This is a genomic window from Cellvibrio sp. (assembly GCF_053579595.1).
Window position 1 is genome coordinate 1 of record NZ_JBRFPI010000130.1, and the last position, 10,602, is coordinate 10,602.

Below are 10,602 nucleotides of genomic sequence, written 5' to 3' on the forward strand. Positions count from 1 at the left end.
GTCCAAAAGCCAGCAGCAAATTATCGACAGCCTGCGCACGCAAGTTGAACAGCAAGCGCAAGCGATAGAAACCCGTCAGCAACTGTTGGAAGATAATCTCGATAAAGAGTTTGTCGAGCAGCAAGCATCAATCCAAACCAACTTGAATGATTTGGCTGAACAAGTGGACAGCAACAACGCGCGTCTGCTATCGCTGTCGAGCGTCAACCGCGACGAGTGGAAGTTACAAGAAGCACAATATTTATTGCGCCTTGCCGATCAGCGTATCCTGTTGGAAAAAGATAGCCAAAACGCACTCGCGCTGGCGTTATCGGCGGACGATGTATTGCGCGATATAGATCAAGCCGATTTGGTTGGGGTACGTAAATTATTGGCTGAAGAAATTGCTGTACTAAAACTGGCGGGAGTGATTGACCGCGAGGGTATTTATTTGCGTCTATCGGCACTGTCCAATCAAATCGATGCTATTCCTTTTATTGAACCTTTAGGTGTACAAGAAGAAGTGTTGGAAGAAGACGTCATTCCAGCTGACGAAACCTTCAAACAAAAACTTACACGCAACTTTTATGCGCTGATACATAAGCTAGGTTCCTATGTGCGTGTGCGCGACCACGGCAAAACCATCAATGCGGTCTTGCCGCCTTCCGAACAAAAATACCTGCAACAAAATTTGCGCTTGATGCTGGAGCAGGCGCAGGTTGCGCTCTTGCGCAATGAAGAGGGTATCTATCAGGAGAGCCTGGTAAAAGCGCAGAATTGGATCAACCAGTATTACAACCTGAATGAAAAAGCTGCTGCGGTATTGGAAGAACTGCAAGCCCTGCAGCAGGAAGAAATTTCTCCTGACTTAAGCAACTTTAGTAATTCCTCGTCGGCCTTGGCTGACTATATTACCAAGCGCGAAAAAATGGCCGCTGCACGGCGCGGGGTGCGCCAATGAGACGTCGCCTGTTAAAAGCTATTTTCTTTTTATTGCTCGCCTGTGGCTTGGTGTTTTTGCTCTGGCGCGGCGACGGCTATTTATTGATTGCGTACGGCACCAAAACCATTGAAATGACCCTGTGGGTTGCTGCTCTGGCGGCGGCGCTGATATATGCAGCTATGTGGTTTGTGCGTAAATTAATGCTCGGCAGTGCGGAGATGGTGCGTCGCTTCCGCGAAATATTTTTATTTGGCAGTGTTGAACGTGCGCAAAAACGTGCAGCCACCGGTATGGTGGATTACCTGACCGGCGATTGGTTGGAGGCGCGCAAAAAATTGGTGCGCACGCTCGATAAAGTGGAATATCCCCTCGCCAATTATATCGACGCTGCGCGCAGCAGTTTTGAAATGGGCGACGAAGCCGAAGCCGATAATATCCTCGATAAAGCCCTTACGCTGGCGCACAGTGAATTGCCGGTAGCCCTGACCCGTGCGCGTTTGCATGTGCAGTCTGGTCGCTATGAAAAAGCCATTGAAATCCTGAAGCCGATTGATATCAAAATGCCGCGTCAGGCCGCCGTGCTGGATTTAATGCACCATATCTATATCGCCCAGAAAAATTGGCGCGCCTTGGAAGATATGTTCCCGGTCATGCGCAAAGCCAAAGTCTTGTCCAATGTAGAATTTGAAGCGCTGGAAGTATTGCTGGCCTGTGAAAAAATGAAAGCGCAAAGCGAGCAGAGCAAATCCTTGCTGATCGCCGAGCGGTTACCTGCACTGCAAAGCTTGTGGAAATCATTCCCGCGCAGTGTGCAAAAGTTGCCAGCGGTGATTACCGCTTACGCACAGGCGCTGACTGAAAATTATCAGGACCAGGAAGCGGAAGTGATTGTGCGCAAAGCGCTATCCAATAATTGGTATGAACCTTTGGTCAGTCTCTACGGCCGTTTGCAGGTGAAAGAAATTCACAGCCAAATACGCACAGTTGAAGGCTGGTTGAAAAGCAAACCGCAAGATCCAGCGCTACTGCTTAGCATGGGGCGTTTGATGCTGCGCAACCAGCAATGGGAATTGGCGCGCGAGTATTTTCAGCGCAGTTTGAATCAACAGCAAAGCCTGGAGACAATGGTAGAATTGGCCCGCTTGATGGAAAAGTTGGGCGATCACAAAAAAAGCGCCGATTATTATCAGCAAGGTTTGCTTATCTCTGGCCACAACAAATAACCACTGCCTGCGCAAAGGATTCCCGTGCACAGTTTTCTTCGATGGATCTTTTCACTGCGCAACCCACATCTGGCTCTTGGATTGCGCAGCAAATTTAGTGTTGGCTTTAACAAAATATTCTGCACATTATTTTTTATCGCCTGTGTAGTGTTGTTAGCATTGCAGTTTTTCCCCTTACCCTCTTCGTTAACAAAAACCCCATACGCTAATCTCCTGCTCGCACGCGATGGCAGTCTTTTAGGTGCAGGAATAGCCGCTGATCAGCAATGGCGTTTTGCACCGGTGGAATCACTGCCGGATAAATATAAAAAATCACTGCTGTTATTTGAAGATCAACATTTCTATCGCCACCCCGGCATAAACCCCCTCGCCATTGCGCGCGCTCTGCAAGGCAACCTGCAAGCCGGAAAAGTGACGAGTGGTGGCAGCACCATCAGCATGCAGTTGGCGCGTTTGCTGCGGCAGGCAGAGTACCAACAGCAAGATAAAAAATTACCTGCGCGCAGCATCATCAGCAAATTGTTGGAGGCGGGCAGGGCGTTCCAACTGGAATGGCGTTTTAGTAAAGAAGAGTTGTTAATTCATTACGCAAGCCATGCACCTTTTGGCGGCAACATCGTTGGCTTGCGCGCGGCGGCATGGCGTTATTTCGGGCGCGCACCTGAGCATCTATCCTGGGCTGAATCCGCTTTGCTTGCGGTGTTACCCAATAGCCCTGCATTGATTCATCCGGGGCGTCAGCGCGATTTACTCAAACAAAAGCGCGATCGTTTATTAGTGCGCATGCATCAGGAAAACTATTTTTCCGATTTGGATTTGCAGCTCGCGTTAATTGAACCGCTACCGGAGCGGCCACAATCACTACCGCAACTCGTCCCCCATTTGTTGGCGACCTTAAAAAAACAACATAGTGCCCAGCACATATTTCACAGCAGTATCGATCCATTTATCCAGCGTATTACCGCGCAAGTTGCCGAGCGCCACGGCCTGCGCTTGGCCAATGAAGGGGTGAATAATATTGCGCTCATATTAATTGACCACGAACGCATGGAAACATTGGCCTATGTCGGCAACCAAGCCTGGCAAAAACAACAGCGCTATGCACCGGATCTGGATTTAATACAGCGCCCGCGCTCTACTGGCAGCATTCTAAAACCGCTCCTCTATGGTTTGATGCTGCAAGAAGGTGAGCTTGCACCCACCAGTTTAATTCCCGATATTCCCACGCAATTCGGCGGTTACAGCCCCAAAAATTATGATCGCAGTTTTCGCGGTGCTGTGCCCGCACAATTTGCATTGGCGCACTCATTAAATATTCCGTCAGTGCGTATGTTGCGCGATTACGGCATTGGGAAGTTTCAGGAAAAATTGCAGGCGATGGGCATGACTACCTTATTTCGTCCCGCTGATGATTACGGCCTCACATTAATTTTGGGTGGAGCGGAGGGAACTCTTTGGGATCTCACCGGCATTTATGCGCGGCTCGCCGCCAGCGCGCGCGATGGCAATATCAGTCAGCCCATTCCGACCCTGTTGCTACAGGATAAAAAAGCGCTCGAAAATAAAATATTGCTGCAAGAAAAAACACCATCGATTAAACCAGTAATCCAACAAGGCGCCGCCTGGTTGACCTTGCAAGCTTTGATCGATGTCGCCCGCCCCGGCAACGATAATTACTGGCGCGATTTTTCCGGCAGCCAAACTATCGCGTGGAAAACCGGTACCAGTTATGGTTTGCGCGACGCCTGGGCGATTGGCAGCAACGGTCGCTACACGCTCGGGGTGTGGGTGGGCAATGCCGGTGGTGAACCCGCCAGTTTTATCAGCGGCCAAAGTAGCGCAGCGCCGATTTTATTTGATGTGTTTGATGCACTGCCGAGCATTAATTGGTTTGCCAAACCTGCACACGCGCTCAAAACGATTTCCGTGTGTAAAGATGATGGTTATCTCACCGGTGGACAATGTGAAGCCGTGGATATGGAAATTCCCAACACCAGCCATTTTGCCAAGGTCACCCAAAACCATCGCCGCATCCATCTCGATACTGATGAGCAATTTCGTGTGCATAGCCGGTGTGAAACGGTGAACAATATGCAAGCGCACAATTGGTTTGTGCTGCCACCCACGCAAGAATTTTATTGGCGGCAACATCACAGCGAATACCAATCGTTGCCGCCTTGGCGCAGTGATTGTTTGAAGGATTTATTGCAAGTCGATGAAGATCAACCGATTGAATTGGTTTACCCCAATGAAGAGAGCCGCATTTACATCCCCATGGATTTGGATGGCAAACGCAGCCGCGTAGTATTAAAAGCGGTACACCGAAATCCCGCTGCGCAATTGTATTGGCATCTGGACGATGAATTCCTGGGTGAAACCAAAATCTTCCACGAGCGCGAAGCAGCACTTGAACCGGGCGTGCATAAATTATTGGTGGTCGATAAACAAGGCTATCGCTTGGAGCGCCGCTTTCGCGTCATCGGCAAAGAATAAGGATCCAAAACCGTGATGATTTCGTATCAGCTTAATTATCTGGCTGATAACGGGAAACATCATGAAACACTATTTAATTGTTGGCGGCACACGCGGAATTGGCGCTGCACTTGCTGCCCAGCTTATTGGCGAGGGGCACAGTGTCACCATCTGGGCGCGCAATGCCGTCGATGTTGACGGTGCGCATTTCTTTATAAATAACCCTGCAGAACGCGCGCCCGACCTTGCCGGTTTACCCGAGGTATTGGATGGTTTGGTGTATTGCCCCGGCAGTATCAACCTCAAACCTTTTGCGCGTTTATCGGTGGACGATTTCCTGCAAGATTTCCAAATCAATGTGCTCGGAGCAGTGCGAACTTTGCAGTCTGTTGCGCCCCTGTTAAAAAAATCCAGTAACGCCAGTGTGGTTTTATTTAGCAGCGTGGCCGCCACCCTAGGCATGCCCTATCATGCGAGTGTGGCCAGCAGCAAAGCTGCAATTGAGGGCTTGGTAAAAAGTTTGGCTGCCGAGTGGGCACCGGCAATTCGTGTCAACGGCATTGCGCCGTCATTAACGGATACCTCCCTTGCCGAAAAATTATTGAATACCGCCGATAAAATGGATGCCGCCGCCAAACGTCATCCATTGCAAAAAGTGGGTGATCCCAAAGAAGTTGCCGCTATGGCAGCGTTTTTGTTATCACCACAAGCGGGCTGGATCACCGGCCAAGTTCTGCATGTCGATGGCGGTATGTCGGCGCTAAAAAATTAATACATCAGTCGTGGGTTGGAGATTCTGTTTTTCGTCTGAATGGAACTTTCGTTGTCATATAAGTTGCGCTGCGCCACAGCCATTCCACCGGGCCGTAATGGAAACGTTTTACCCACCAGTGCGCCAACATAATCAGCAGCGTGTAAAAGGCGATACCCACCAGCAAGCTGTTGGTTTGGCCGATAGTTTTATACCAGCCCAAACCATAGGGATAAAATAGCGGCACACCCACCAGTGATTGGATTAAATAAATACTTAAACTAATGCGGCCACAGGGCGCGAGCAGGTTTAATAATTTTCCGCTGCGCTGCCACAGATAAAATTGCACAAACAACAGCACCAGGCTGGCCATTACCGCCGTGCTTAAATAAGATCCAATGGCTTGTTGTAAATACCATTTCGCCATGCCTTTTTCCTGAAAAATAGTGTCAGGCAGTTGTGCGAGGTATTTGTCCAACGCATAGAGGAGAATGGTTGCCAGCAGTGCTATGCCCAAAGCTTTAATGCGGTGGCGATCAAATTTGTCCGCTTGGGTAAAAAAGCCAATGCGCCCCAATACCAAGCCCAGCAAAAATAATCCAATCAATTGCAAGCCGCGACCAGACTCCACAAAAAATATCCATTTTGCGTAAAGGCCAGCACTGCTATTCAGTAACATCAATTCAGTGAAGCTGGCTTTTTCAATCGCGGCGTACACATTGCCGAACAATGAAAAGAAGGCGGGATTATCATTCGCGCCGGGTAGGTTATTGAGTGCGGCAAAAAAATGATAATAAAACGGCAGCTGCAATAGGCACAGCAGCGCGATAATCACTAACCAACGGTTGCTCAAGCCCTGCACAAACAGCAGGCTCAAGCCGATCACACCCAATACCGACAAAATATCACCCAGATAATAAAGAGTGTGTATATAACCAATAGCAAGCAAAATCAGTAAGCGCCACGCAAAACGGTAGCTAAAATTCACGCCCTTTTTTGCCTGATTATCCATAATGATAAAAAAACTCAGGCCAAACATAAGCGCAAAAATCGCGTAGGCTTTTCCGGCAAATAAAAAGAAGATGAAATTGTGCAGCGCGGTTGGGTCTTGATTGACCCAGTAGAGTTCAAAATATTCCATAAAGTGGACGAGACAAATTCCCATCAAGGCAAAGCCGCGCAATGAGTCAATCAACTCGCTGCGCTGGTGGAGGTAGGAGTTGGGCAGAGTTTCATTCATCGTGTAATACCGTAGTAGTGTTATGGTTATTGGGTATGAGCAAAAGTGTAATACCCAATGCTATTTTGGCTAATCAAGAATGGTTAAATCGTCTGATTTTTTGCGCGAACGCGTGGCACTTTTTACCAATGAAGCTTCACTTTTGTATAAAGCAGTTTCGCTTTGCGCACTGCCTAAAGTGAACCCTGCGCGCGCAACGCCTTACCACTTATTAACAATCGCCCGGCAGAATTCCCTCTATAATGCTGCTTTGCTTGTCCCGCATCGGAGCTTTACGTGGTTTCTTCCCCCCAACTTGTATCCCTCGATGATAAACGCGCGTTTTGGCGCAGTGTAATTTTATTGTCGCTGCCGGTGGCGGCGCAGATGCTCATGCAATCGCTCCTGGGTATGGCCGATGTGATTATGGTGGGCGACCTCGGTTCTAGTGCAATTGCCGCCGTGGGCCTCGCCGCCAAGATCCATTTTTTATTATTGGTGTTGATGAGCGGCCTTGCGACTGGCTGCAGTATTTTGGTTGCCCAATATATAGGCGCAAAAGATTTTGTCAGTTGCCAGCGTTCTCTCGCCGTTACTTTGCTGGTGGGCACTACGGTGATGATTCCGTTTGTGCTGGTATTTGGTTTTGCCTCGAATACCTGCCTGGGGTGGATTAATCCGGATGAAAAAGTCGTCGCGCTCGCGGCGCAATATCTCATCATCACCGCACCGGCATTATTGTTCACGCAATGGATCGTTATTTACGAAGCCTCGCTGCGTGCATTGGGTAGCACTACTATGCCGTTGGTTGCCGGTGTTTTTGCCGCGGCGTTAAATATTATCGGCAACTATGCATTAATTGGCGGCAACTGGGGATTTCCCGCCTTGGGTGTCGCCGGTGCAGCCTGGGCGACGTTAGGCTCGCGCTTTTTGCAATTGCTGATTGTGGTGGGTTGGATCTACGCAAAAAAACACGGTTTTGCGTTGAGCTTTGCGCAATTGCGCATGGGGTTGGATAAAGTTCAAATTAGTCGCTATCTCGCCTTTTCTTTGCCGCTGGTTGCCAACTACGCGATCTGGGCCGTGGGCAATTCTACTTATCATTTAGTTACCGGTTATGCGGGCACAGAAGCGCTCGCCGTAATGGGCGTCATAGTGCCGATTGAAAGTGCGTTCTTTGCGTTGTTTGTCGGCCTCGCCAATGCGTCGGCGGTATTGATCGGGCGCGAGTTGGGCGCCGGTAATAATGAAACTGCGTGGCAGTTACATAAATTTTTTGATCGCATCACCTTTGTGCTGTTAATTGTATTTTGTTCTGCGCTCTGGTTCGCACGCCCCTGGATGCTTTTGATTTTTGATCAGCTCGATGAAAAATCTACCGATCTGCTGTTAAGCACCCTAGGCGTATTTTGTTTACTGGTCTGGGTAAAAATTATCAATATGATGCGCATTATCGGCGTGCTTCGCGCAGGGGGCGATAACCGCTTTACCTTGATCACCGATACCATCGTCATGTGGGTGTTTGGTTTACCGATTTATATCGCCGTGGTATTTTTGACCAAACTATCGTTTGTCTATATTTATGCATTGATGTTTTTGGAAGACGGGTTGAAATTTATTCCCGTGATCAAGCGTGTTATCAGCCGCAAGTGGATGAATAATTTAACCCAGCAATAATGGCTTTGAGTGCTGAATATTTTGGGAATCTCAATGTATAGATTAAATAGAATGGATGCCTGGATTCTTCTGGCGATCTATCGCGCTGGTAACCAGAATAAAACTGATTATGCTGGAATCGTTTCCTGTCTGCCCGATATCTCCCTAGCTGTCCCTACACATCAAGAATTTAAAGCGGCATACAATAAATTTCTGTACATAAAATTTATCGTCGCCGAGGGTGCCAATACCTCACTTGCACCCGCAGCACAACAATTGGTTGAAGCTGCACAACCCGGCCCTGCCATCAGTAGTGCGCAAGCTTGGGTTGATGCAATATGTAACACGCTAGCGGCTTACAAATGCAAAAGCATGTGCAATCGCCACGAGTGGCAAGAGGCGCAGTATCTACTTGGGGTTGAATTATTCAGTAAATTAAAAGGAGCTAATAATGTTAATTAAAATCGACGACCTGTGTGGCCCCGAAGTTGCGCAAATACTAACGGAGCATTTGACGGATATGTACGCCGTATCGCCGCCCGAAAGTGTGCATGCGTTGGATTTGGATAAGTTACGCAAACCGGAAATCACTTTTTGGTCAGTGTGGGACGGCAACCAGTTAGCCGGTTGTGGCGCACTAAAAGAATTGGATGCAACACATGCGGAAATTAAATCCATGCGCACCGCCAATGCTTATCGCGGTAAAGGCGTAGCGGTAAAAATCATGGGGCATATATTGGGTGTGGCGGCGGAGCGCAATTACCAGCGCTTGAGTTTGGAAACTGGGACGCAAGACTTTTTTATTCCCGCACGCAAACTCTACGAACGTTTTGGTTTTGAATACTGCGGGCCATTCAGCGATTACGAAGAAGATCCTTACAGTGCGTTTATGACTAAATCGCTTTAAATACGCTATCCAACTACAGGCTGAGATCCCCATGAAAAAAATAATTTGTGCGCTAATTACCTTGTTCAGTATCGTTGCGATTACCCCCGTTTTCGCCGCCGATGACATCCCCGTTTTTGAGCTGCGCGTGTACACCACGCATCCAGGAAAAATGCCGGATCTGCTCGCGCGTTTTAAAAATCACACCACTAAAATTTTTGCACGCCACGGCATGGAAAATGTGGGCTATTGGTTACCAGTAGAACAAAAAAATGGCGATAAACTGCATTACATTTTGAAATACAAAAACCGCGCAGCAGCAGACGCCGCGTGGAAAGCATTTGCTGCTGATCCGGAGTGGATAAAGGTTCGCACAGAAAGCGAAGCGAATGGGCCTATAGTGGCGAGCGTTGAGTCAACGTTTTTAGTGGCTACTGAGTTTTCGGCAATCAAGTAATTGAATGTAGTGGGCGCGTCTGTCGCGCGCCCAACAATCGCCACCGCCGTTTGCGGCATGCCTTCGCACTGCGATTTAAAATCTTCTTCCGCAAGCACTGCATTTTGCATGCAATCCATTATATCCAGCTTTATTTCCATCATGGTGCCTTGCGCTTCGAGTAGGCAGGCTTCGTCAGCGACTTTTTAGTCACATCTGTGTTGTTAACCTCCCGGTGTTTTATCAAATAAACATGGTCGATTCCTGGAGGAATAGCAATATGAACAGGCACTTGAGCAATATGAGCAGTAATTTGCGACAGATATGGTGGTTGACGCTGTCGGTGCTCCTGATTGGATTTCCACTTTTTTGCTTCTCACTTTCTACCCATGCAGCAGAGGCGCCCGGTGCGCTGACTGTCATTGTCAAAGATCAAAATACTGACCGGCCACTCTCAAATGTGCAGATCAGGATCACCAAACGGGAAACCAATTCCACGCGATCTGTTGAAACCGATGCACAAGGTCGCATCGTCGTTGAACAGCTCGACCCCGGTCTCTACTCAGTGAACTTGGCCAAAAGCGGGTTCACTTCATCCTATGAGCCAAGCGTACGCGTGATTACGCGCAAAAATATCAAGCTTGAATTCGAGCTTAGAGAGCAGGTAATTGAAATTGAGGAAATGCTGGTTCTCGGAAAACAAACGGAAGTCATTGCATCTGTTAACGGCAGCTATCTCGATAGAGAAGCCCTGGCCAATGCCGTTGGCGGTGGTTCAGATCCGCTCCTCTCGCTGGACGGTTTACCTGGTCTTGCATCCACCGGAGAATTCGCGAACTTTAGCGTACGCGGTCGTGGCCCCCGGGATAATTTATTATTCGTTGATGATTTTCCTTTTGATAAAGCGGTGCATTTTGATGCGTCACTCGGTGAACAAGAAGATGTCGGCGGTGGCGGCCGCTTCTCGATTTTTGCACCCAATGTTATCAGTGGTGCAGAGTTTTCACCGGGTGGTTGGGGAGCGGCTTACGGCGGCC

General features: G+C 48.6%; 10 protein-coding genes. 9 read left to right on the forward strand and 1 reads right to left on the reverse strand.

The features are described from left to right. The 4 genes from ACWA6V_RS09945 to ACWA6V_RS09960 form a co-directional block, all read left to right on the forward strand. The coding region (locus ACWA6V_RS09945; protein WP_449522341.1) for a uroporphyrinogen-III C-methyltransferase at nucleotides 1-940 on the forward strand (940 nt) is incomplete at its 5' end. Continuing rightward, on the forward strand, nucleotides 937-2,145 hold the full coding sequence (locus ACWA6V_RS09950; RefSeq protein WP_449522342.1) for a heme biosynthesis HemY N-terminal domain-containing protein: 1,209 nt from the start codon (nucleotides 937-939) through the stop codon (nucleotides 2,143-2,145). The genes ACWA6V_RS09945 and ACWA6V_RS09950, both read left to right, overlap by 4 nt. A gap of 81 nt (nucleotides 2,146-2,226) precedes the next feature. Continuing rightward, complete coding sequence (pbpC, locus tag ACWA6V_RS09955; protein ID WP_449522343.1) at nucleotides 2,227-4,638, forward strand: penicillin-binding protein 1C; 2,412 nt, start codon at nucleotides 2,227-2,229, stop codon at nucleotides 4,636-4,638. A 61-nt stretch (nucleotides 4,639-4,699) separates the two neighbouring features. Beyond that, entirely contained in the window at nucleotides 4,700-5,389 is a 690-nt protein-coding gene (locus ACWA6V_RS09960; RefSeq protein WP_449522344.1) for an SDR family NAD(P)-dependent oxidoreductase, read from the forward strand. A gap of 4 nt (nucleotides 5,390-5,393) precedes the next feature. Here ACWA6V_RS09960 and ACWA6V_RS09965 read toward each other — a convergent pair whose 3' ends face one another. Beyond that, on the reverse strand, nucleotides 5,394-6,608 hold the full coding sequence (locus tag ACWA6V_RS09965; protein WP_449522345.1) for a DUF418 domain-containing protein: 1,215 nt from the start codon (nucleotides 6,606-6,608) through the stop codon (nucleotides 5,394-5,396). A gap of 276 nt (nucleotides 6,609-6,884) precedes the next feature. On the opposite strand from ACWA6V_RS09965, the gene ACWA6V_RS09970 reads away from it, so the two are divergent. The 5 genes from ACWA6V_RS09970 to ACWA6V_RS09990 all read left to right on the forward strand — a co-directional run. Beyond that, nucleotides 6,885-8,264 (forward strand): MATE family efflux transporter, encoded by a 1,380-nt coding sequence (locus tag ACWA6V_RS09970; protein WP_449522346.1) that lies wholly within the window; start codon nucleotides 6,885-6,887, stop codon nucleotides 8,262-8,264. Between the two features lie 33 nt (nucleotides 8,265-8,297). Further along, nucleotides 8,298-8,705, forward strand: coding sequence for a hypothetical protein (locus ACWA6V_RS09975; RefSeq protein ID WP_449522347.1), 408 nt, complete (start codon nucleotides 8,298-8,300; stop codon nucleotides 8,703-8,705). Then, nucleotides 8,695-9,150: a GNAT family N-acetyltransferase gene (locus ACWA6V_RS09980; RefSeq protein WP_449522348.1), complete on the forward strand. Its 456-nt coding sequence runs from the start codon at nucleotides 8,695-8,697 to the stop codon at nucleotides 9,148-9,150. Before ACWA6V_RS09975 ends, ACWA6V_RS09980 begins: the two co-directional genes overlap by 11 nt. A 31-nt stretch (nucleotides 9,151-9,181) precedes the next feature. Beyond that, complete coding sequence (locus ACWA6V_RS09985) at nucleotides 9,182-9,586, forward strand: NIPSNAP family protein (RefSeq protein WP_449522349.1); 405 nt, start codon at nucleotides 9,182-9,184, stop codon at nucleotides 9,584-9,586. A 259-nt stretch (nucleotides 9,587-9,845) separates the two neighbouring features. After that, a partial coding sequence (locus ACWA6V_RS09990) for a carboxypeptidase regulatory-like domain-containing protein (RefSeq protein WP_449522350.1) occupies nucleotides 9,846-10,602 on the forward strand: 757 nt, incomplete at its 3' end.

What these genes read in the sequence shown, in the direction of transcription:
- ACWA6V_RS09980 (WP_449522348.1), top strand. Translation starts at nt 8,695, where the DNA reads ATGTTAATTAAAATCGACGACCTGTGTGGCCCCGAAGTTGCGCAAATA.
- ACWA6V_RS09950 (WP_449522342.1), top strand. Translation starts at nt 937, where the DNA reads ATGAGACGTCGCCTGTTAAAAGCTATTTTCTTTTTATTGCTCGCCTGT.
- ACWA6V_RS09965 (WP_449522345.1), bottom strand. Translation starts at nt 6,608, where the DNA reads ATGAATGAAACTCTGCCCAACTCCTACCTCCACCAGCGCAGCGAGTTG.
- ACWA6V_RS09985 (WP_449522349.1), top strand. Translation starts at nt 9,182, where the DNA reads ATGAAAAAAATAATTTGTGCGCTAATTACCTTGTTCAGTATCGTTGCG.
- ACWA6V_RS09960 (WP_449522344.1), top strand. Translation starts at nt 4,700, where the DNA reads ATGAAACACTATTTAATTGTTGGCGGCACACGCGGAATTGGCGCTGCA.
- ACWA6V_RS09975 (WP_449522347.1), top strand. Translation starts at nt 8,298, where the DNA reads ATGTATAGATTAAATAGAATGGATGCCTGGATTCTTCTGGCGATCTAT.